22 protein-coding genes and 1 tRNA gene are annotated in these 21,237 nt (G+C 62.6%); 22 read left to right on the forward strand and 1 reads right to left on the reverse strand.

Annotated elements, in window-relative coordinates; genetic code table 11:
- The first annotated feature begins 56 nt into the window (after positions 1-56).
- The 21 genes from coaBC to JMV54_RS00600 all read left to right on the forward strand — a co-directional run bounded on the left by coaBC (position 57) and on the right by JMV54_RS00600 (position 20,420).
- A complete protein-coding gene (gene coaBC / locus JMV54_RS00500) occupies positions 57-1,286 on the forward strand; it encodes a bifunctional phosphopantothenoylcysteine decarboxylase/phosphopantothenate--cysteine ligase CoaBC (protein WP_201517253.1) in 1,230 nt (409 codons plus the stop codon).
- A gap of 68 nt (positions 1,287-1,354) precedes the next feature.
- Positions 1,355-2,542: a methionine adenosyltransferase gene (metK, locus tag JMV54_RS00505; protein ID WP_201516929.1), complete on the forward strand. Its 1,188-nt coding sequence runs from the start codon at positions 1,355-1,357 to the stop codon at positions 2,540-2,542.
- Positions 2,543-2,544: 2 nt separating this feature from the next.
- The gene (locus JMV54_RS00510) at positions 2,545-4,551 is read left to right on the forward strand and encodes a primosomal protein N' family DNA-binding protein (RefSeq protein ID WP_201516930.1); all 2,007 of its coding nucleotides are present in this window, start codon (positions 2,545-2,547) and stop codon (positions 4,549-4,551) included.
- Positions 4,552-4,642: 91 nt separating this feature from the next.
- A complete protein-coding gene (fmt, locus tag JMV54_RS00515; protein ID WP_201516931.1) occupies positions 4,643-5,560 on the forward strand; it encodes a methionyl-tRNA formyltransferase in 918 nt (305 codons plus the stop codon).
- Entirely contained in the window at positions 5,557-7,080 is a 1,524-nt protein-coding gene (locus JMV54_RS00520; protein WP_201516932.1) for a transcription antitermination factor NusB, read from the forward strand. The genes fmt and JMV54_RS00520 overlap by 4 nt, the downstream gene beginning before the upstream one ends.
- A gap of 35 nt (positions 7,081-7,115) precedes the next feature.
- Positions 7,116-7,787 carry a ribulose-phosphate 3-epimerase gene (rpe, locus tag JMV54_RS00525; protein ID WP_201516933.1) on the forward strand — a complete coding sequence of 224 codons (672 nt, stop codon included), beginning with the start codon at positions 7,116-7,118 and terminating at the stop codon, positions 7,785-7,787.
- 68 nt (positions 7,788-7,855) lie between these two features.
- Positions 7,856-8,119 (forward strand): phosphoribosyl-ATP diphosphatase, encoded by a 264-nt coding sequence (locus tag JMV54_RS00530; RefSeq protein WP_201516934.1) that lies wholly within the window; start codon positions 7,856-7,858, stop codon positions 8,117-8,119.
- A gap of 68 nt (positions 8,120-8,187) precedes the next feature.
- A complete protein-coding gene (gene hisG / locus JMV54_RS00535) occupies positions 8,188-9,024 on the forward strand; it encodes an ATP phosphoribosyltransferase (protein WP_201516935.1) in 837 nt (278 codons plus the stop codon).
- Positions 9,025-9,029: 5 nt separating this feature from the next.
- Positions 9,030-9,884: an imidazole glycerol phosphate synthase subunit HisF gene (gene hisF, locus JMV54_RS00540; protein ID WP_201516936.1), complete on the forward strand. Its 855-nt coding sequence runs from the start codon at positions 9,030-9,032 to the stop codon at positions 9,882-9,884.
- Positions 9,871-10,260, forward strand: coding sequence for a phosphoribosyl-AMP cyclohydrolase (gene hisI / locus JMV54_RS00545; RefSeq protein ID WP_201516937.1), 390 nt, complete (start codon positions 9,871-9,873; stop codon positions 10,258-10,260). The genes hisF and hisI overlap by 14 nt, the downstream gene beginning before the upstream one ends.
- Entirely contained in the window at positions 10,257-10,916 is a 660-nt protein-coding gene (locus JMV54_RS00550) for a Trp biosynthesis-associated membrane protein (protein WP_201516938.1), read from the forward strand. Before hisI ends, JMV54_RS00550 begins: the two co-directional genes overlap by 4 nt.
- 37 nt (positions 10,917-10,953) lie before the next feature.
- Positions 10,954-11,175 carry an HGxxPAAW family protein gene (locus JMV54_RS00555; RefSeq protein ID WP_201516939.1) on the forward strand — a complete coding sequence of 74 codons (222 nt, stop codon included), beginning with the start codon at positions 10,954-10,956 and terminating at the stop codon, positions 11,173-11,175.
- A gap of 2 nt (positions 11,176-11,177) precedes the next feature.
- Positions 11,178-11,951 carry an indole-3-glycerol phosphate synthase TrpC gene (gene trpC / locus JMV54_RS00560; protein ID WP_201517254.1) on the forward strand — a complete coding sequence of 258 codons (774 nt, stop codon included), beginning with the start codon at positions 11,178-11,180 and terminating at the stop codon, positions 11,949-11,951.
- The gene (gene trpB / locus JMV54_RS00565; RefSeq protein ID WP_201516940.1) at positions 11,948-13,180 is read left to right on the forward strand and encodes a tryptophan synthase subunit beta; all 1,233 of its coding nucleotides are present in this window, start codon (positions 11,948-11,950) and stop codon (positions 13,178-13,180) included. Before trpC ends, trpB begins: the two co-directional genes overlap by 4 nt.
- The gene (gene trpA / locus JMV54_RS00570; RefSeq protein ID WP_201516941.1) at positions 13,177-13,959 is read left to right on the forward strand and encodes a tryptophan synthase subunit alpha; all 783 of its coding nucleotides are present in this window, start codon (positions 13,177-13,179) and stop codon (positions 13,957-13,959) included. The genes trpB and trpA overlap by 4 nt, the downstream gene beginning before the upstream one ends.
- Positions 13,959-15,002: a prolipoprotein diacylglyceryl transferase gene (gene lgt, locus JMV54_RS00575; protein ID WP_201516942.1), complete on the forward strand. Its 1,044-nt coding sequence runs from the start codon at positions 13,959-13,961 to the stop codon at positions 15,000-15,002. Before trpA ends, lgt begins: the two co-directional genes overlap by 1 nt.
- A gap of 38 nt (positions 15,003-15,040) precedes the next feature.
- Positions 15,041-16,504 carry a pyruvate kinase gene (gene pyk, locus JMV54_RS00580; RefSeq protein ID WP_201516943.1) on the forward strand — a complete coding sequence of 488 codons (1,464 nt, stop codon included), beginning with the start codon at positions 15,041-15,043 and terminating at the stop codon, positions 16,502-16,504.
- A gap of 147 nt (positions 16,505-16,651) precedes the next feature.
- Positions 16,652-17,620, forward strand: a complete 969-nt coding sequence (locus JMV54_RS00585) for a siderophore ABC transporter substrate-binding protein (RefSeq protein WP_201516944.1) — start codon at positions 16,652-16,654, stop codon at positions 17,618-17,620.
- Positions 17,613-18,596, forward strand: coding sequence for an ABC transporter permease (locus tag JMV54_RS00590; protein WP_230972522.1), 984 nt, complete (start codon positions 17,613-17,615; stop codon positions 18,594-18,596). Before JMV54_RS00585 ends, JMV54_RS00590 begins: the two co-directional genes overlap by 8 nt.
- Positions 18,589-19,611 (forward strand): iron chelate uptake ABC transporter family permease subunit, encoded by a 1,023-nt coding sequence (locus tag JMV54_RS00595; RefSeq protein WP_201516945.1) that lies wholly within the window; start codon positions 18,589-18,591, stop codon positions 19,609-19,611. Before JMV54_RS00590 ends, JMV54_RS00595 begins: the two co-directional genes overlap by 8 nt.
- The gene (locus tag JMV54_RS00600; protein WP_201516946.1) at positions 19,608-20,420 is read left to right on the forward strand and encodes an iron ABC transporter ATP-binding protein; all 813 of its coding nucleotides are present in this window, start codon (positions 19,608-19,610) and stop codon (positions 20,418-20,420) included. Before JMV54_RS00595 ends, JMV54_RS00600 begins: the two co-directional genes overlap by 4 nt.
- Position 20,421: 1 nt before the next feature.
- Here the strand turns inward: JMV54_RS00600 and JMV54_RS00605 are convergent.
- Positions 20,422-20,507, reverse strand: a tRNA-Leu gene (locus JMV54_RS00605).
- A 69-nt stretch (positions 20,508-20,576) separates the two neighbouring features.
- Here JMV54_RS00605 and JMV54_RS00610 point away from each other — a divergent pair.
- Positions 20,577-21,188 carry an ANTAR domain-containing response regulator gene (locus JMV54_RS00610; protein ID WP_201516947.1) on the forward strand — a complete coding sequence of 204 codons (612 nt, stop codon included), beginning with the start codon at positions 20,577-20,579 and terminating at the stop codon, positions 21,186-21,188.
- The last annotated feature ends 49 nt before the right edge of the window (positions 21,189-21,237 follow it).

Below are 21,237 nucleotides of genomic sequence, written 5' to 3' on the forward strand. Positions count from 1 at the left end.
AGCGCGACAGGAGCGGCGTGGTGGTGCACGATCCACGACACGACGATACGCAGTCATTGCGCATCGTCGTGGGTGTCACGGGTGGCATTGCCGCCTACAAGGCAGTTTCGGTGATTCGGTCACTCGTGCTGCTGGGCCACCACGTCGACGTGATCGCCACCGAACACTCGCTCAAATTTGTGGGCGCGCCCACACTCGAAGCGATCAGCCGCAACCCGTTGCACACCGATCTCTATGAGGGCGTGGCCCAGGTGCGTCACGTGGCACTCGGGCAGCAGGCGGATGTAATCGCGGTAGTGCCGGCCACGGCGAACAGCATCGCGCGGTTCGCCGCGGGTATGGCCGACGATCTGCTCGGCAACACGGTGCTCGCATCCCGGTCGCCGCTGGTGGTGGCACCTGCGATGCACACCGAAATGTGGCAGCATCCGGCCACGCAGGCCAATATTCGGCGCCTCGAAGAGCGCGGCACGGTTATTGTCGGACCCGAATCCGGCGCGCTCACCGGCGGAGATTCCGGCCCCGGGCGCCTTGCCGAAACTGAGACCATCGTCGCGAGCATCCTCACCGCCGCGCGGGCTGCAAAGCGGCGGGCGATTGAAGACGAGCAGGCTCGCGACCTCAGCGGCCGCCGGGTGCTCATTACCGCCGGCGGAACTCGGGAACCGATTGATCCGGTTCGGTTTTTGGGTAACCGCTCATCCGGCAGGCAGGGTGTTGCGCTTGCCGCGCGGGCGCTTGCTCGCGGGGCCGAGGTGACGCTCATCGCTGCCAATCTCGAGGTTCCGGTGCCCGAAGGCGTCAGCGTGGTGCGGGTGTCCACCGCCCAACAGATGGCGACCGCGGCCGCCGAGCTGGCACCGCGCCACGAAATCATCGTTATGGCCGCCGCCGTTGCCGATTTCCGGCCCGAGCGCGTCGAGTCGGGAAAAATCAAAAAAGAAGCCACCGGCGATGCGCTCACGCTCACATTCACCAAAAACCCAGATATTTTGCGGCAGCTCGTTGCCGCCAGGGTGCCCGGTCAAACGCTCGTCGGATTTGCTGCCGAAACCGAGGCTGATGACGCCGAGCGACTCGAAATTGCACGTCGCAAACGTGAGCGTAAAGGCTGCGATCTGCTCGTGCTCAACCAGGTCGGTTGGCATGAGGGATTCCAGAGCGAATACAACCGCGTGCAGATCATCGATGACAGTGGCAGCGTGCTTGCCGATCACGAAGGCGACAAAATGTCGGCGGCGGATGTCATCCTAGATGCAGTTGTTCAGCGATCCCTCGCTGGATGACACAACCCCATTCACAAAGTTCTCCCACGCGGCAGCAGCCGCGCACTCCCAGGGAAGGTGATTTACCCATGTCCGAACTTCGACTGTTTACCTCTGAGTCGGTAACTGAGGGCCACCCCGATAAGATTTGCGATCTTATCTCGGACGGCATCCTCGACTCACTGCTCGAACAAGACCCGGCCGCACGAGTCGCGGTTGAGACCATGGTGACCACCGGTCAGGTGCATGTGGCCGGTGAGGTGCGCACCACCGGCTACGCGGATGTGGCCGGAATTGTGCGCCAAACCATTTGCGATATCGGCTACACCAGTTCAGATTTCGGCTTCGACGGCCGGCTGTGCGGCGTATCGGTATCGATCGGTAGCCAATCGGAAGAAATTGCGACCGGTGTCGACCACGCCCTCGAGGTGCGCGATGGCGATTCGGATGATGACATCGCCCGGCTGGGTGCCGGCGACCAGGGCATCATGTTCGGCTATGCCACCGATGAAACGCCCGAGCTGATGCCGCTGCCGATCTGGTTGGCGCACCGGCTGAGCGAACGCCTCACCGAGGTGCGAAAAAACGGCACGCTGCCGTATCTGCGCCCCGATGGCAAGACCCAGGTGACCTGCGGTTATGACGGGGATGTGCCGAAAACTGTCGAGACAATCGTGATTTCGACGCAGCACGGCAAGGTTGAGCAGGCGCAGCTTGCCGAGGATCTCGAACGCGAGGTGATTCGCCCGGTGCTGAGCCGAGTGGCGCTCGACTCGTCGAAGACCCGGCTGCTGATCAACCCCTCGGGTGGTTTTGAGCTGGGCGGACCGGCTGCCGATGCCGGTCTCACCGGACGCAAAATCATCGTTGACACCTACGGTGGTATGGCACGTCACGGCGGTGGTGCGTTCAGCGGTAAAGACCCCTCGAAGGTTGACCGCTCAGCGGCCTATGCGATGCGCTGGGTGGCAAAAAACGTGGTGGCTGCGGGCTTCGCCAAGCGCGTGGAGTTTCAGGTTGCCTACGCCATCGGCTCGGCACAGCCGGTGGGCCTGTACTGCGAGACCTTTGGTACGCACACGGTTGAGCCCGAAAAAATCATTGCCGCTGTGCGAGAGGTGTTCGACCTGCGACCGGCCGCAATCATCCGCGATTTGCAGCTGTTGCGCCCGATTTATCGTCAAACCTCGAACTACGGCCACTTTGGACGCGAACTGCCTGATTTCACCTGGGAACGTACCGACCGGGTCGAGGCCCTACAGCAAGCCATCCGATAGCCGTGGCCTCCGTCGCGCGGGTTGCGATTGATTCTCCGCTGCCGCAGCTGGATCGCGTATTTGAGTATGCGATTCCGGCGCCGCTGGCAGAGTCAATCGCGCCCGGCGTGCGGGTGAAAGTGCCGCTGCGCGTTGGCGGTCGGATTATTTCGGGCTGGGTGCTTGGGGTATCCGATCAGGCTGAATACTCGGGCCGGCTCGCCGATATTGATTCGGTGGTGAGCGAAGCCCGCGTGCTCACCGACGAACTCGCGCGGCTCGCGCGCGCTGTCGCCGACCGGCAGGCAGGCACCCTCGCCGATGTGCTGCGTCTGGCTATCCCAAAGCGTTCGGCCAGGCTCGAGCAGCGCTGGCTGGATGACGAATCGGGGGAGCGGGCTCGACGCCTCGAGGCATCCCGCGCCCCGGTGGGTGGCAATGCATCCGAGCCTGCCACATCCGCGGGGATTTCCAACCCGCGTGCCGAAGTGGCCGCCATGCCGTGGGCGGAAGCAATCATCAACCCCGGCGGCAGGTTTTCGCTGCGCCCGCCCGTGGGAGTTGCCGACCGTGAGCCGCGCGCCCTCGGTGCACTGGCAGATCTGGCCGCAGCAACCCTTGCGAACGGACACTCGGCGATTGTGCTCGTTCCTGATTTTCGCGACCTGGAACTCGCCGCTGCCGCGCTCGAGCGGCGCATCCCCGCCGAACTGGTACGGCGATTCGACTCGCGATTGAAACCGATGCCACGCTACGAACAGTATTTGCGTGCGCTCGAGCCAATTCCGCAGGTGGTCGTTGGTACGCGCTCGGCGGTCTGGGCACCGGCCGAAGCGCTCGGACTCATCGCAATTTGGGATGACGGTGACGAAAGCTATCGCGAACCGCTGGCGCCCTATCCGCACACCCGCGAAGTGGCGCTGATGCGCGCGGCGATGCAGAGCTGTTCAGTGGTGCTCGCGGCCCACACCCCATCACTTGAAACCCGGCGCCTGGTTGCCTCCGGCTGGCTCACCGAGATGGCAGCGCCCGGGCCGGCCGCAGCGCGGGTGATTCCCGCTGCCGCAACGCTCGGGGATGATTCGGCAGCCAGCGCGGCGCGCATCCCCGAATTTGCCTGGCAGACAGCCAGTCGCGCACTGCGCGAGGGTCCCGTGCTCGTGCAGGTTGGGCGTGCGGGGTATCGTCCCACGCTGCGCTGCGCGAGCTGTCGAGAAATTGCCCGCTGTCGAAGCTGCTCGGGGGAAATTGTGCAGCGCTCAGAGTCAGCTCCGATTTCGTGCCGGGTTTGTGGTGCGATTCAGGCGGGCTGGCACTGCGGTGAATGTGGCGGCGAGTCGCTGCGTGCTGGCGCGGTGGGGCATCAGCGCACCGCCGAAGAGCTCGGTCGCGCGTTTCCCGGGGTGCCGGTGATAGTCGCGGATGCGCAGCAGCGGCAGATCACGATCGGGGCGGCACCGGCGCTCGTGGTGGCAACCCGTGGCGCCGAACCGGTTGCCGCAGACGGTTACCGGGCGGTGCTGCTGCTTGATGCCGAGTTTGCGCTGGCCCGCGAATCGCTCGACACCGTGGTTGAGGTGCTGCGGATGTGGTCGAACGCCGCCGCGCTATCGGCCGATGACGCGATTGTGGCGATCACCGGCGCGGTCTCCGAGCCGGTTGCGGCGCTGCAATCTTGGCAGCAGGCGCTCATCGTTGATGCCGAACTTGAACAGCGACGTGAACTGGAATTTCCACCGGCCGTTCGCGTGGCAACTGTGCGTGGCACCCAGCGGGAGGTCGATGCTGCGCTGCGCCGCATCCGCGATCTACAGCTTGCCGAGGTGTCGATACTCGGCCCCGTGCCCGATGAGGATGACCCCAAACTGCACCGGGCCACGCTGCGTTTTGGGTACCGCGCAGGTTCGGCAGTTGCCACCGCGCTCAAAACCGAGCTGGTGGCGCAGGCTACTGCGCGCCGCGGTGCCGGTGGCCGCGGTGCAGCGTCGACGCTGCGGGTGCACCTGGATGACCACAGCGTTTTTGCCTAGCCATCGAACTGCCACCGACCTGGCCGTCATTGAGGCAGGGGAAGCGCGGGCGATCCGAATGCCAACCAACAGCCGAGTACCCTAGAAAACTATGCGACTTGTTGTAGCCGGTACACCCGATGCCGCGGTGCCCACCCTCGAAGCCCTGGCCGCATCCGAACACGAAATTATTGCCGTGATCAGCCGTGAAGATGCGCCGGTCGGACGTAAACGCGTGTTGACGCCCTCGCCGGTTTCGGCGCGCGCACTCGAACTCGGGCTGCCACTCATCCGCGCAAACCGACTCGACGAGCAAGTTACCGCGCAGCTCACCGAACTCCAGCCCGACCTGGGCGTCATCGTCGCCTATGGCGGTATCGTGCGCGAACCACTGCTGACGATGCCGCGGCTGGGGTGGATCAACCTGCACTTTTCACAGCTGCCCAAATGGCGCGGTGCGGCACCCGTGCAGCGGGCGGTGCTGGCGGGGGAGCGCGAAAGCGGGATTGCCGTGTTCCAACTCGAGGCCGGGCTCGATACCGGCCCGACCTTCGTGAACCGTGCCGAACCAATTGGCACCGATGAGACCGCCGGCGAATTGCTCGAGCGACTTGCGCAGCTCGGGGCCGCAGACGTGGTCAAAACCGTGAACGCGCTCGCCCGCGGCGAAGCGGTGGCAACACCACAAGAGGGGACCCCCACGCACGCCGCAAAACTCGGCGCCGCTGACGGCAAAATTGACTGGCAGCTCGATGCCGAGCGGGTGTACGCGACCATTCGTGGTGCCACCCCAGAACCCGGTGCCAGCACCGAGCTCGACGGAGCACGATTCAAAGTGCATGAGGCGCGACGCGCCGGTGCAGACGAGGTGTTGCAGCCGGGGCAGGTGCGCCTTGTCTCGGGAGCGGTGCTGGTGGGCACCGGCAGCGGGACGCTCGAGCTCGTGCGCGTGCAGCCCGCGGGTAAAGCCGCCATGAATGCCGCCGATTGGTTCCGGGGCCGCCGCGCCGAGTCGGTGATACTCGGATGAGCGGCGCCGATAGGCCGTCGCGGCCGCCACGCGGCAACCGCGGTCGTGGCCCAGCACGTGCAAATGCCTCGAACGGCCAGCGGGATCGTGGTGGGCGCCGCGGCGGGCAGCACCGACGCGTACAGATTGCCGAATCCAATCCGCGCCTGGTGGCACTCGATGTCTTGATCGCCGTCGAACGTGATGACGCCTATGCAAATCTGCTGCTGCGACCACGGCTCGACGCTGCCGGCGTTACCGGGGCCGATGCGGCACTGGCCACCGAACTCACCTACGGCACACTGCGACTCATTGGCTACTACGACGCGGTCATTGAACTCGCCGCGCAGCGGGAGATCACCGATATTGACACGCTGGCCAAGAATGCGCTGCGACTGGGTGCGCATCAGCTTTTGGGGATGCGCACCAAAACACACGCCGCGGTGAACGAGACCGTAAACGTCGCCTCAGCTCGCGGTTCGCGTGGCGCGGTGGGATTTATCAATGCCATCCTGCGGCGCATCGCCGAACGCACACCCGAACAGTGGCATGAAGCGATTCTGGCCGTGCATCCCGACCCGATCGAGCGCCTGGCGGTTGCACATTCGCATCCCGTTTGGATCGTGCGAGCGCTGCGCGACGCCCTCGATATTGAGGGGCGGGTCGATGAGCTCGAAACGCTGCTGGTAGCCGATAACGACAACCCGGCCGTGCAGCTGGTGGCGCTGCCGGGCCGAGCCGATCGCGAAGAGTTGCTGGCGGCGCATCCCGATGTGCTCACCGCCGAGACGGCCAGCCCCACGGCGCTGCGCCTGCGCCACGGTGACCCGATCGATTTTGCTCCGGTGCGGGAAGGGACCGTGCGGGTACAGGATGCTGGTTCGCAACTGGTTGCCCTCGCCCTGACCCGAGTCACGCCGATTGCCGCCGGCGAGCGAATACTCGATCTGTGTGCTGGCCCCGGCGGGAAATCGGCTGTGCTCGCAGCCGAAGCGTTGCGGCACGGTGCCGAGTTCCGAGCCAATGAGGTGACGCCCGCCCGGGCCAAGCTTGTGCGTGATGCCCTGCGCCCGCTCGCAAACGGCAACGAAGAGTTGCCGGTCACCGAGCTTGACGGTCGGGTCTATGCCGAGCAGCCCGAGAGCTTCGACCGGGTGCTGGTGGATGCACCGTGCTCGGGGCTCGGTGCCCTGCGGCGTCGCCCCGAGGCACGCTGGCGCAAGCGCCCCGAAGATATTGCCGAGTTGACGCAGCTGCAGGAAGAGCTGCTCGCGGCGGCGATCATCGCGACAAAACCTGGTGGGGTGATCGCCTATGTCACCTGTTCGCCGCATCTTGCTGAGACTGCGGCGGTGGTGCGACGGGTAATGCGTTCGCATCCGGTAGCGGTACTGGATGCGGTTGCCACCTGCCTTTCGATCGCACCTGAACTTGATTTTGTGCCGCGACAGCTTGGAGAGGGCACAGCGGTGCAGCTGTGGCCGCACCGCCACGGCACCGACGCGATGTTCTTGACACTATTGCGCAAACCCAGCCGGTAGCGATCGGCAGGCGGACGGCCGGGTAGGCTCGAAACATGACCGATGTGCGTATTCAGCCCTCCATCCTCGCCGCCGATTTTGCAAATTTTGCACACGAGTTTGACCGCATCGCCACCGCTGATGCTGCCCATGTGGATGTGATGGACAACCACTTCGTGCCGAATCTCACAATGGGCCAGCCGATGGTGGAGCGGCTGCAATCGCTGAACAAACTCCCGCTCGATCTGCACCTGATGATTGCCCATCCCGACCGCTGGGCGCCGCAATTTGCCGAGATGGGAGTGTTTTCGGTGACCTTTCATCTGGAAGCGGCAACGGCACCGGCAACGATCGCCCGCAATATTCGCGCGCAGGGGGCGAGGGCCGGGGTGGCGCTGCGTCCCGGCACCCCGTTCGCGCAGATCGAAGAGCTGCTTGAGCATTTTGACCAGCTGCTCATCATGACCGTTGAACCGGGATTTGGCGGGCAGAAGTTCATGCCCGAGACCATGCCGAAACTTCGACAGGCACGCGAGTGGGCCAAACGTCACGGCAGTGAAATTTGGCTGCAGGTGGACGGCGGTATTTCGGCCGACACGATTGGGATGGCGGCCGAGGCGGGTGCAGACACTTTTGTGGCGGGTTCGGCCGTATTCCGTGGCGAACCAGAGGTGGAGATCGCCCGGCTGCGACAGCTCGCCACCGAGCATCGGCACGCGGCTCATTAGTTGAATGTGTGAGTGGCCCGGTGCACGACGAAACTCGGGCCACACTGCCCCGACTAGACTGGATAACCGTGAAAACCTTTGAATCTCTTTTTGCCGAGTTAAAAGAAAAAGCACAGACCCGTCCTGAGGGGTCGGGTACGGTGGCCGAACTTGATCGCGGCGTGCATTTCATCGGCAAAAAGCTGGTCGAAGAGGCGGCTGAAACCTGGATGGCTGCCGAATACGAAAGCGATGCTGAGTGCCAGGAAGAGATGGCACAGCTGCTGTATCACCTGCAGGTGATGATGATCGCCAAAGGCTACGAGCTGAACGACGTCTATCGCTATCTCTGACCTGTCTCGCTATTTGGTCTTCCGCTATTTGACGGCTGCTGAGACAGCCAACTCGAAAGGAATCAACGATGCTGCGCATCGCAGTGCCGAATAAGGGCATGCTGGCTGAAACCGCAAACGAGATGCTTGTGGAGGCGGGGTATCGCGGACGCCGCGGCCGTGAACTGACCGCCATTGACCCGGCCAATGACGTCGAATTTTTTTATATCCGGCCCCGCGATATTGCCACCTATGTGGGTGAGGGCGTGCTCGATATCGGCATTACCGGCCGCGACCTGCTGCTCGACAGCGAGTCGAGCGCGCAGGAGGTGCGCGAGCTGCACTTCGGCGACTCGACATTCCGTTTCGCGTCGCGCCCCGGCGAGTTCACTGATGTCACCGAACTGGCGGGTAAGCGCGTGGCCACGAGCTATGTGGGGCTGCTGGGCCGCTATTTCGCAGAGCGCGGTATCGACGCCGAGCTCGTGAAACTTGACGGCGCCGTCGAATCTTCAATTCAGCTCGGGGTTGCGGATGCAATTGCCGATGTGGTTTCGACTGGCAACACACTGCGCGGTGCTGGCCTGGAGATTTTTGGTCCGGTGATTTTGAAATCAACCGCGGTGTTGATTTCCACGCCCGACAAGGTGGATTCGGCTTCGACGCTGATTAAGCGGCTCGAGGGCGTGCTGGTGGCGCGTGAGTACAGCATGATGGACTACGACATTCCGGCCGACCGGCTCGAAGCCGCACTCGAGGTGACCCCCGGGTTCCAATCGCCGACCGTCTCTGACCTGGTCGACCCGGAGTGGAAGGCCGTGCGTTCGCTGGTGCCGCTGGGCGATCTCAACCAGGTGATGGACCGGCTCAGCGAAATCGGCGCGCGGGCCATTCTCGTGACCGCGCTGCAAGCGGCTCGGATGTGATCGCCATGACCGCGAACAAAACTGGTGGCACCGCGCTGGCAAACGGGTTGGCGGTGCGGGTTATCCCGTGCCTGGATGTGGCCGATGGCCGGGTGGTGAAGGGCGTCAACTTCCTGAACCTGCGGGATGCGGGTGATCCGGTTGAACTGGCGGCCAAATATGCCGCCGAGGGCGCCGATGAGATCACTTTTTTGGATGTCACCGCAACCAGTGATGCGCGTGAGACAACCTACGATCTGGTCACCCGAACCGCCGAGCAGGTGTTTGTACCGCTGACGGTCGGCGGCGGTGTGCGCAGCGTTGAGGATGTCACGCGACTGCTCGCTTCGGGCGCCGACAAGGTCGGCGTGAACTCGGCCGCGATCGCCCGCCCCGAACTCATTGACGAAATTGCGGCACGTTTTGGTGCCCAGGTGCTGGTGCTGTCGCTCGATATTCGCCGCAGCAGCGAAACCGAATCTGGTTTTGAAGTGACCACCCACGGCGGCCGTAAGGGCACCGGCCTCGACGCGATCGCGTGGGCCCGGGAAGCGTGCGAGCGGGGTGCCGGTGAGCTGCTGGTCAACTCGATGGATGCTGATGGCACCAAGGCCGGGTTTGATCTAGAGCTGACACGGCTGGTACGCGAGATCGCAACTGTGCCGGTGATTGCATCCGGTGGTGCTGGCGCACTCGACCATTTTGCGCCCGCGATTGCTGCTGGCGCGGATGCGGTGGTGGCCGCGAGCGTTTTTCACTACGGCGAGTTCACGATCGCCGAGGTGAAACGCGCCATCGCCGAGGCCGGTTATCCGGTGCGCCAACCAGCTGGCGGTGGCGAAGCTGCTGACGGTGAGGCTGTTGCAGATGCGCAGCGTTGAGGGGCTTAGCGAGTCGGAAATTGCCACGATCGTCGACTCGGTGCGCTTTAACGATGACGGGCTGGTGCCCGCGATCGCCCAACAGTTTGACACCGGCGAGGTGCTCATGATGGCGTGGATGAACGGCGAATCGCTCGCCGAGACTCTGCGGCACCGGCGGGTGGTGTACTGGTCGCGTTCGCGCGGGGAACTGTGGCGTAAGGGAGACACCTCGGGCCACAGCCAGCAGCTGGTGTCGCTCGCGCTCGATTGCGACCGTGACACCGTACTGCTCGGCGTTCATCAGATGGGCGCAGCCTGTCACCGCAATACGCGCACCTGCTGGGACACGGACGAGCTCGCAGTGAGGTTCACGCAGCCGATTGGAGATCCGTGACCACAACCGAAACAAATTCGCCACAGGCTGCTCGGGGACGCGTATACCAGCGGGCCTCGATGCTGCTGGTGCTGGCCGGAGCGCTGGCAGGTCTTGTCACCACACTGCTGCCGTGGGTAACCGCGCACGCCGATGGCGGTCAGCAGCTGAGTGCCAGCGCCGATGTGGCAAACCCCGCAACACTGGCGCTGTCGCTTGCCGGACTCGCGAGCGCCGCAGCACTGTGGCTTATCGGCCGGTGGCCGCGCATTGTGCTCGGGGTGCTGCTGGTGCTGATTGGTATCGCCGGGGTTATGACCGTGGCAACAATGGCCGATGCGCAGGTGCTGCAGCGAGCACTCGAACGGCAATTGCAGCTCGACCCGGCCGGTGCCCTCAATAGCGGTGCCGACCTGATGCCGGCCCGCACATTTGCGCCGTGGCTGGCGATGCTCGGTGGGGTACTGCTCGCCATCGGCGGCGCATTGACCGCCGCAACCGCACAGCTGTGGAAGGGCGGTGGGCGGCGTTATGCGGTAGCCGGCGGTGGGGCCGCATCCGAACCAGCTGCGCAAACAAAAGCCGATGTGCGGGTAGACCAGTGGGATGCACTCAGCGCCGGTGAAGATCCGACGCTCGATGACGAGGATGTCTCCAGTCGCGAGAATTCACAGTAGACTAGCGAGAGTTCCAGACCTCTTGAAGGAGTTATGCATGTCGAACCAGCAGGCAGCCATCGAGCACTACGAGGACGAGGGCCACTCGGTAGCCGGGTGGATCGGCGTCACGCTGATCATGTTCGGTTTTGCGCTGGGCGCTGTCGGCCTGTTCATCGAGTCTGAGGTGCTGGTGTGGATCGGTGTGGCCTGCGTGCCCGCCGGCGCAATCATTTGGCCGATTCTGAAGGCTATGGGGCTCGGGCCGAAGGAAGCGTAGTGATTCTCGACGACCTGTTTGCCGGGTCGCTCGAAGACGCTGCCCGCCGTCGCGAACAATTGCCGACGGCCGAACTTGAACGTATTGCTCTCGCGCAGGCACCCGCTATCGATGCTGCTGCAGCCCTGCAGCACGATGACCAGGTGCACATTATTGCCGAGGTGAAGCGCGCATCGCCCTCACGGGGGCGTCTCGCCGGTATCCCCGATCCGGCACAGTTGGCTCGCCAATACGAACAGGGCGGTGCTTCGGCGATCAGTGTGTTGACCGAAGAACGCAAATTTTTGGGATCGCTCGATGACCTGCGCGCGGTGCGTGCCGCGGTTGATGTCCCGGTGCTGCGCAAGGAATTCATCGGCGAGGAATACCAGATTCTTGAGGCTCGCGCCGCTGGCGCCGACCTGGTGCTGCTCATCGTGGCGAGCCTGACCCAGCCACAGCTGGAGCGGCTCAAGCGCTTCACCGAACAGCTCGGTATGACCGCCCTCATTGAGGCACACACCCGCGATGAATTCGCGCGCGCACTCGATGTGGATGCGCGGGTGCTCGGCGTGAACGCGCGCGATCTCAAAACCTTTGAGCTGCATCCCGAACTATTTGCCGAGCTCGCGCCGGAATATCCCGAGGGCGTGGTGCGGGTGGCCGAATCTGCGGTGCTGCGCCCCGAACACGTGCGTGCCTATCGAGATGCCGGCGCCGATGCGGTGCTCATCGGTGAGGCGCTCGTGACCGGTTCCGACCCGGTGACAACCATTAAGGAGTTCAGAAGCGTATGAGCGAGCAGCAGCTGCGCCTCGCCGAAGGTCCCTACTTCGGCGAGTTTGGTGGCCGATTTGTGCCCGAAAGCCTGATGGCAGCGCTTGATGAGCTGACGCACGAGTGGGATTCGGCGAAGCGTGACCCGGAATTTTTGGACGAGCTTCGTCGCCTGGGCCGTGAATATAGCGGTCGACCGTCACTGCTCACCGAGGCGCCGCGATTTGCGCAGCACTGCGGGGGCGCGCGCGTTTTTCTCAAACGCGAAGACCTCAACCACACCGGTTCGCACAAAATCAACAATGTGCTCGGTCAGGCACTGCTCACCAAGCGCATCGGAAAAACTCGCATCATTGCTGAAACAGGCGCTGGCCAGCATGGCGTTGCGACCGCGACCGCGGCAGCACTGTTTGGGCTTGATTGCACCATCTATATGGGCGCGGTCGACATCGCGCGGCAGAGCCTGAATGTGGCGCGGATGCGATTGCTGGGCGCCGAGGTAATTTCGGTGGCCTCGGGGTCGCAGACGCTGAAAGACGCGATCAACGAAGCATTCCGCGACTGGGTCGCGAATGTTGAAACCACCAACTATCTCTTTGGTACGGCAGCCGGTCCGCATCCGTTCCCGGCGCTGGTTCGTGATTTGCAGCAGGTCATCAGTGAAGAGGCTCGCGAACAGATTCTTGAGCGCACCGGAAAGCTTCCGGATGCGGTGCTCGCCTGCGTTGGTGGCGGTTCAAACGCGATCGGCATGTTCGAGGCCTTCCTCGATGATCCGCAGGTGCGCCTGTACGGTGTCGAAGCCGCCGGCGAGGGGCTCAACTCGGGCCGTACCGCCGCGACAATCGAGGTGGGCCGGGCTGGTGTGCTGCACGGAGCGCGCACCATGCTCATGCAGGACACCGATGGCCAGACCATCGAATCGCACTCGATCTCGGCTGGGCTCGACTATCCGGGCGTTGGCCCGGAGCACTCGTGGCTGCATTCGATTGGCCGCGCAGAATACATTGGCGCCACCGACTCGGAGGCGATGACCGCGATGCGGCTGCTCTCGCAGAGCGAAGGCATTATTCCGGCAATTGAGTCGGCACACGCGCTTGCGGGTGCGATGCGCGTTGGTAAGCAGCTCGGTGAAGACGCGATCATCGTGGTGTCGCTATCGGGCCGCGGCGACAAAGACATGGAGACCGCGATGAACTGGTTTGCGCTCGGTGATGCGAACCGCGTGATCGGGGAGGGGCAGCTGTGAGTGAACTCGTCTCGGTGCTTGATCGGGCCCGTGCGGAGCGTCGCGGCCCACTGATTGCCTACCTGCCCGCCGGTTTTCCCGATTTTCAAACCTCCGTTGATGCCGCTGTGGCGCTCTCGGAAGCCGGCGTGGATGCGCTTGAGTTTGGCGTGCCCTACTCCGATCCGGTCATGGACGGCCCGGTTATCCAGGCCGCCTGCCAGCGGGCGCTGCAGGCCGGTTTTCATGTTGACCAGCTTTTCCGTGCGATCGAGCAGGTGCGTTCGCGGGTCGATATGCCCATCGTGGTGATGGGCTACTACAACCTGATGCACGCTCGCGGCGTCGACAATTTCGCCCGCGATCTGAAAAATGCCGGTGGTGCCGGTATGGTGACTCCCGATCTCATCCCCGAAGAGGCCGGTGAGTGGCTGACCGCATCCGATAAATACGATCTTGACCGCATCTTCCTTGCGGCACCGACCTCGAGCGATGAGCGGCTGCGCAAAATCATCGAAGTTTCGCGAGGCTTTGTTTACACGGTTTCGACCATGGGAATTACCGGGGCACGAGCCGACGTCGACCGCGCGGCCCGCATCCTGGCCGACCGGCTGCACGACCTCGGCTGTGAACGTGCCTGCGTGGGCATCGGTATTTCCACCGCCGACCAGGTACGCGATGTGCTCGGTTACGCCGAGGGAGCGATTGTTGGTTCGGCGCTGGTACGGTCGCTTGCCGAGGGCGGTGTTACCGCGTTGTCTGCCACCGCCACCGAACTTGTTCGAGGAACGGAACGTTAATGCCACCGGTACTGACCGCCATCCCGTCACCACCGCTCGAATGGCGCGCCTTCGCGCTCGGCCCACTGACCATCCACACCTATGCGCTCATCATCGTGGCCGGGATTGTTGTCTCGGTGCTCTGGACGAACCAGCGCATGACCCGCCGCGGCGGTGAGCCGTGGGTGATCATCGACATCGCGATGCCGGCGGTGCTGCTGGGCCTTGTAGGTGCACGACTGTGGCACGTGTTTACGCATCCGGCCGACTATTTTTATCCCGGCGCAAATTTTTGGAATGTTTTCGCGATCTGGGAGGGCGGTAACGCCATCATCGGCGCGCTCATCGGCGGGGCAATCGGTGCCTGGCTGGTGTGTCGGGTGCGCGGCATCCGGTTCCTATCGTTCGCGGATGCGGCCGCACCGACGATCCTGCTCGCGCAGGCAATCGGCCGGCTCGGCAACTGGTTTAACCACGAGCTTTTTGGCTGGCCCACGAATCTGCCGTGGGGGCTGGAAATTTTGCCGACGAACCCCGCCTATCCGTCCGGTCTGCCGGCCGGCACGCTCTTCCATCCGACCTTCCTGTACGAGCTGCTGTGGAATCTCGTCGGTGTTGGCGTGTTGTTGCTGCTTGAGCGGATGCTGCGCTGGCGCGGCGGGCGGATGCTCGCCGGTTATCTCATCTGGTACGGCCTGGGACGAATGGCGATCGAGTCGATTCGCGTCGACTATTCGGAGGTGATTTTTGGGATGCGCTCCAATGTGTTTGGCGCGCTACTGATGGTGCTTGTTGGCGTGGCGGTGTACATCGTTGCCGCGCGCCGTGAGCGTGAGACGCCTCTCGAACGCACCATTTATGTGTCGAACGAGCCATTTGTACCCGAAGACACCGATGCCAAGACTGCCGGTTCGACTGTCCCAGATGCTGCGGCAGCAGATTCGGTTGACACCCAAGATTCGACCGGATCCGAAAGCCCCGGTGCCGAGAACCGTGAAGCGTCGCCGGATGCATCCGATGACGCCGGCGGTAACCCCGAAAGTCAAACCACATCGGTCAGGTAAAGTGCTGCCCGGATTCGTCACGTATTGATCGGAGGATCATGAATCGTCGCGCAAAAATCGTTGCCACGCTGGGACCGGCCGTCAACACACCCGAGGGGATCCGCGCACTGCTGAGCGCCGGTGTGAACGTGACTCGCTTCAACCTCAGTCACGGTGACCACACCGTGCACAGCCAAAACTACGAATTGGTTCGTGAGGCTGCCGCCGAGCTCGGCCACCAGGTGGCGATTCTCGTCGACCTACAGGGGCCGAAGATTCGCCTCGGTAAGTTCGATGATGGTGCGCCCTATGAGCTGGCTGAGGGCACGCTGTTCAAGATCACCACTGACGACATCGTTGGTAACCACGAGATCGTGAGCACCACGTTCAAGGGGCTGCCGCAGGATGTGCGGGTGGGCGACCCGTTGCTGATCGACGATGGCAAGGTCATGCTGCGTGCGGTCGAGGTGTCAGACACCACGGTTACCGCGCGCGTGGAAGTGCCCGGCCCGGTGTCGAACAACAAGGGCATTAACCTGCCCGGTGTGGCCGTGAACGTGCCCGCACTGAGCGAAAAAGACGAGGCCGATCTGCGCTGGGCGCTGCGTATCGGTGCCGACATAATCGCGCTCTCATTCGTGCGCGGCCCCGAAGACATTCATCGCGTACACCAGATCATGGAAGAAGAGGGCGTCACACTACCGGTGATCGCCAAGATCGAAAAACCGCAGGCGGTTGACCGGCTGGCTGAGATCGTGGATGCATTCGACGGCATCATGGTTGCGCGTGGCGACCTGGGTGTGGAATTGCCGCTCGAATCGGTACCCATCGTGCAAAAGAAGGCCATTGAGCTGGCACGTCGCCGTGCGAAACCCGTGATTGTGGCCACGCAGATGCTCGAGTCGATGATGAGTAACCCGCGCCCCACCCGTGCCGAGGCATCCGACTGCGCCAACGCGGTGCTTGACGGCGCGGATGCGCTGATGCTCTCGGGTGAGACGAGCGTGGGGCAGTATCCGATCGCGGCGGTTGAAACGATGAGCCGCATCATCGCATCCACTGAGGAGCACGGACTGAACCGTATTCCGCCGCTCGGAACGAAGCCGTTTACGCAGGGCGGCGCGATCACGCTCGCCGCGGTTGATCTCGGCGAGTTCCTTGGTGCGAAGTATCACTGTGTGTTCACCGAGTCGGGTGACTCGGTACGCCGGCTTGCGCGCCTGCGGCCGCGCATCCCAATTCTTGGATTTACGCCGCGCGAATCGATCTGTCGACGTATGAATCTGTACTGGGGCGTGGAGGCGACGCTGGCCGAGCGCGTGACCCACACTGATGAGATGTTCCAGCAGGTGGAGCGCTATTTGCTCGACAACAACCTGGCTAAGCGCGGCGACAAGGTGATCATCGTTTCGGGCATGCCTCCCGGGGTTCCGGGGTCGACGAACGATGTGCGCGTGCACCGGGTGGGCGAGGCGGAGGACCAGAGTATCCCCGCCTACCGGGGGCGGCACACTCGCGACTAGTTCGATAGCTCTCGCCGGTGCGGTGAGTGCGAAACATATTTGCGGGCGGTTTGATCGCAAACTTGCGCTACATGGTTAGGTAAGGCTAACCTTACCTACGAGCCGTGGAGTGATCACGGCTTTCGTTTGGAACCAGGAGTTATTCGTATGCGCATTCGTCGCATTTGTGCTGCAGTGGTTGCCACTGCAGCTGCTTTCGCCCTCACCGCCTGCTCGTCGGCGGCAGCCCCGAGCGAGTCGGCAAGCCCCAGCCAGGGTGCAGCCGCCGCCGCTGACCTGACGCTCACCACGGTTGACGGTGAGCGCACCATTGATGCGGTGCCCGAGCGTGTGGTCGTCCTCGACTATGCGAGCCTCGACACGCTCAATGCGGTGGGGAAGTCGGATGTTGTGGTTGGCACCGCCACTAAGTCGCTGCCCGAGTCGCTGAAAAGCTATGCCGATGTCGAAAATGTCGGCACGCTCAAAGAACCCGACTTCGAGGCAATTGCCGGACTCGACCCGGATCTGATCATCATCTCGGCCCGCCTGGCTGAGCAGGCGCCGCAGCTCGAGGAGATCGCCCCGACGGTGAACCTGTCGAGCGACTCAAAAAACTGGCTCGAAAGCGTCAACGAGCGTGCAGTCGACCTGGCGGCACTGTTCGGTGAAGAAGCAGCTGCTCAGGAACGCGTTGACGAAATCACAGCTGCGGCCGACGAGCTGCGCGGCAAAGCCGGTGAAGCCGGTAAGACCATGTTTGTTATGAGCTCCGGCGGCAAGCTCTCCACCTACGGCCCCGGTGGTCGATACGGCTTCGTATTCGATGACCTCGGTTTCGTGTCTGCAGATGAAGCGGCCACCGCTGACGAAGCGCGCCACGGCAAAGAAATTTCGTTCGAATACATCGGCGACAAAAACCCGGCGCAGCTGCTGGTCATCGACCGGGATGCAGCAATCGGTTCTGAAGGGCAGGCAGCCGAGCAGGTGCTCGACAACACGATTGTCAACGCCACCGATGCTGCCAAGAATGACCGAATCACCTACCTTGATGCGGCAAGTTGGTATCTCGTGGGTGGTGGCCTTGACACCACCAAGAGCATGATCGACGAACTCTCCGCTGCAATCGGTGGATAGTTTCCAGCGCAGTTTTTCACGCTGGGGTTTGTGGGCGCTGATCGCCCTCACTCTGGTCGCTAGCGTCGTCAGCCTCGGAATCGGGGCTGCCGGCGCTAGCGGCGCTTCCAGCGGCACGAACGACATCAACCTGCTGTGGACCAGTCGCGTGCCACGCACGATCGCGCTGCTACTTGCCGGCAGCGCCATGGCCCTCAGCGGCATGATCATGCAGATGCTGGCACGCAACCGCTTTGCCGAGCCCTCCACCGCCGGTACCGTCGACTCGGCCGCCCTGGGTATCGTGCTGGTGATGGTGCTCGTTCCGGGCATCCCCGTGATGGGGAAGCTCGCTGTTGGTGCACTGGCCGGGCTCGCTGGCACGCTCCTGTTCATGCTCATCCTCAAACGCATCCCGATGCGCGACCCACTCATGGTGCCGCTTTTGGGCATCATGCTCGGTAACGTTATTGGCGCCGTGGCGTCGTTTATCGCCTATCGCACCGACCTGCTGCAATCACTCGGCAGCATGCAGTCGGCGAGCTTTAGCGCGATCATCGAGGGGCGCTACGAGCTCATGTGGATCGCCGCCGCCCTGACCGTCGTGGCGTTCATTGCTGCCGACCGGTTCACCGTGGTTGGGTTGGGAGATAATCTCACCACCAACCTCGGTCTGAACTACACACGCATTGTGCTGCTAGGCCTGGCCATTGTGGCGCTCAACACGGCAATCGTCGTCGTGCATGTGGGAGCAATTCCGTTTATTGGCCTCGTCGTTCCCAACCTGGTGGCGATGCTGCTCGGTGACAATGTGCGTCGAACCGCGCCCTGGGTGCTGGTGCTTGGGATGCTGCTGGTGGTTGTGAGCGATATTTTTGGGCGCATCATTAATTGGCCCTATGAGGTGCCGCTCGGGCTCGTGATGTCGATTGTCGGTGCCGCAGTGTTCCTCACCATGCTGCTGCGGCCACGGCGAAAGGGAGCGGTTCATGGCTAGTTTGAGTCAAATAGCAGTGAGCGCGCGCCACTCAGGCAGCCCCGGCGGGGCCGCCCAGCGCGCGAACCAGCGGCGGGACCTGATCGTCATGGTGGTGCTGGCGGTGTTCATGGCCGCACTCATCGGCGCGTACCTGCTGACCGACCTCAGCGGCAATATCGACTACGTGCTCGGACGCCGACTGCGCTCGATCTGGGCCTTCGCGCTGGTTGCGATTGCGATCGGCATTTCGACCGCAACCTTTCAGACCATCACCGCTAACCGGTTGCTGACCCCGTCCATCATGGGATTCGACTCGCTGTACATCCTGCTGCAAACCGTAATCGTGTTTTTGATTGGCGGAACTGCGACGAGCGTATTCGGCGCGGTCGGGAGTTTTTGGGTCGAGGTGGGCTGCATGGTCATCTTCGCTGTGCTGCTGTATAGCTGGCTGCTACACACTCAGGTGCGGGTGCACACGCTGCTGCTCATTGGTGTCGTGCTCGGAATGCTTTTCCGAAGCGTTTCGACTTTTTTGCAGCGAATGATCGACCCCGACACCTTCATGACCCTGCAGAACACCTTTTTCGCATCCTTTACGAATGTGCCGAAAGAGCTGCTCTTGCCAGCATCAGTCTTGCTAGTCGTGAGCATGGCGGTGAGTTGGTACGATCATCGCCGGCTCGATGTGATGGCGCTGGGCGTACCGGTTGCCACTAATCTGGGTATTTCACCGCGGGCGATGCGGGTGCGCACACTCACTTCGGTGGCGCTGTCGGTATCGGTGGCAACCGCTCTGGTGGGACCGGTGACTTTCTTCGGTCTTATCGTGGTGCATCTGGCATATCGGATGCTGCGCGTTTCGCACCATGCCACGATGCTGCCAACTGTGGCGCTCATCGGCATGATCGCGCTCGTCGGGGGACAGCTGCTGGTGGAGCGAGTGTTCCAACTCGACATCGCACTCGCGATGATCGTGGAATTTGTGGGCGGACTGCTATTTATTGTGTTAATTCTGAGGAGGAAGCCGCTGTGATCACCATCGATTCGGTTGTGAAGCGCTTTGGTGACACTGTCGTGGTTGATGATGTCTCGTTGAGAATCCCACCCGGCGGCGTGACATCGATTATTGGCCCGAATGGGGCGGGTAAATCAACCCTGCTTTCACTCATGAGCCGCCTCGAGCCAATGAATGCCGGCGTGATCACCGTGGACGGTCTCGACGTCAGCAAGACCAAATCGGCCGTCCTCGCCAAGCGGCTCGCTATTTTGCGGCAGGAAAACCACGTCACCATTCGACTGACGGTGCGCGATCTCGTCGCCTTTGGGCGCTTTCCACACACGCAGGGACGGATCACCGATCACGACAATGTGCTGATCGATCAGGCCCTGGCGTTTTTGGGGCTCACTGAGCTGCAAGACCGCTTCGTCGACGAACTCTCGGGCGGACAGCGGCAGCGTGCGTTTGTGGCGATGGTGATCTGTCAGGACACTGACTATGTGCTGCTTGATGAGCCGCTCAATAACCTCGATATGCGCCACTCGGTGGCCATGATGCAGCACCTGCGCCGCATCGCGACCGAGCTGGGTAAAACCATCGTGATTGTTGTGCATGACATCAACTTCGCCTCGGTGTACAGCGACACCATCATTGCCATGCGTGAGGGGCATGTGGTGGTCCAGGGCACACCTGGCGAAGTGATGACCGAACGCAAACTTGCCGAAATTTACGACATGTACATCCCGATTCACGAGATTGAGGGTCGACGTATCGGCATGTACTACTGGGCGCCCGAAATGCCGGTGCGTCGCGAGCAGCGCGCAATCGACCAGCAGCGCAAATAATTGGTGCCGATGGTGGGAGTCGAACCCACACGTCCTTGCGGACAGCGCATTTTGAGTGCGCCGCGTCTGCCATTCCGCCACATCGGCATGTGTTGCTCACAATGAGCGTTCTTCAATTTGAAGTGTTTTTCAACATGAGTAGAGTAGCCTGATTTTGTGACTGATACTGATGCACCCCAAGTTCCACGGCGCGTCGTCGTCGCTGAAGACGAGTCGCTGATCCGCATTGACATCGTTGAAACGCTTCGCGACAACGGATTTGACGTGGTCGGCGAAGCCGGGGACGGCGAAACCGCTGTGGCATTGGCGCGCGAGCTGCGGCCCGATCTGGTCGTAATGGATATCAAGATGCCGAAGCTCGACGGTATTGCCGCAGCCAAACAGCTGACTGACGACAATGTCGCGCCAGTCGTGCTGCTTACCGCGTTTAGCCAGCGTGACCTTGTCGAGCGGGCAACTGAAGCCGGTGCGCTTGCCTATGTGGTCAAGCCATTTACCCAGAACGACCTGCTGCCGGCGATTGAGATCGCACTCGCACGCCACCAGCAGATCGTGGCCCTTGAAAACGAAGTTGCCGATCTTGCCGAACGATTTGAAACGCGCAAGCTGGTCGATCGCGCCAAGGGCCTGCTCACCGACAAGATGGGTCTGAGCGAGCCGGAAGCGTTCCGCTGGATTCAAAAAGCTTCGATGGACCGCCGCCTCACCATGCACGAGGTCGCCCAGGCGGTCGTCGAGCAGCTGGCTCCGAAAAAAACCGGCAAATAATTCCGCTCATGCCGCCGCCCCGCATCAGGGGCGTGTGGCAACGGCGCAA

The sequence above is a fragment of the Gulosibacter hominis genome, assembly GCF_904842695.1.
In the GTDB taxonomy this organism is placed as follows: Bacteria; Actinomycetota; Actinomycetes; order Actinomycetales; family Microbacteriaceae; genus Gulosibacter; species Gulosibacter hominis.

What these genes read in the sequence shown, in the direction of transcription:
- metK (WP_201516929.1), top strand. Translation starts at nt 1,355, where the DNA reads ATGTCCGAACTTCGACTGTTTACCTCTGAGTCGGTAACTGAGGGCCAC.
- fmt (WP_201516931.1), top strand. Translation starts at nt 4,643, where the DNA reads ATGCGACTTGTTGTAGCCGGTACACCCGATGCCGCGGTGCCCACCCTC.
- JMV54_RS00520 (WP_201516932.1), top strand. Translation starts at nt 5,557, where the DNA reads ATGAGCGGCGCCGATAGGCCGTCGCGGCCGCCACGCGGCAACCGCGGT.
- rpe (WP_201516933.1), top strand. Translation starts at nt 7,116, where the DNA reads ATGACCGATGTGCGTATTCAGCCCTCCATCCTCGCCGCCGATTTTGCA.
- hisG (WP_201516935.1), top strand. Translation starts at nt 8,188, where the DNA reads ATGCTGCGCATCGCAGTGCCGAATAAGGGCATGCTGGCTGAAACCGCA.
- hisF (WP_201516936.1), top strand. Translation starts at nt 9,030, where the DNA reads ATGACCGCGAACAAAACTGGTGGCACCGCGCTGGCAAACGGGTTGGCG.
- hisI (WP_201516937.1), top strand. Translation starts at nt 9,871, where the DNA reads ATGCGCAGCGTTGAGGGGCTTAGCGAGTCGGAAATTGCCACGATCGTC.
- JMV54_RS00555 (WP_201516939.1), top strand. Translation starts at nt 10,954, where the DNA reads ATGTCGAACCAGCAGGCAGCCATCGAGCACTACGAGGACGAGGGCCAC.
- trpB (WP_201516940.1), top strand. Translation starts at nt 11,948, where the DNA reads ATGAGCGAGCAGCAGCTGCGCCTCGCCGAAGGTCCCTACTTCGGCGAG.
- lgt (WP_201516942.1), top strand. Translation starts at nt 13,959, where the DNA reads ATGCCACCGGTACTGACCGCCATCCCGTCACCACCGCTCGAATGGCGC.
- pyk (WP_201516943.1), top strand. Translation starts at nt 15,041, where the DNA reads ATGAATCGTCGCGCAAAAATCGTTGCCACGCTGGGACCGGCCGTCAAC.
- JMV54_RS00585 (WP_201516944.1), top strand. Translation starts at nt 16,652, where the DNA reads ATGCGCATTCGTCGCATTTGTGCTGCAGTGGTTGCCACTGCAGCTGCT.
- JMV54_RS00595 (WP_201516945.1), top strand. Translation starts at nt 18,589, where the DNA reads ATGGCTAGTTTGAGTCAAATAGCAGTGAGCGCGCGCCACTCAGGCAGC.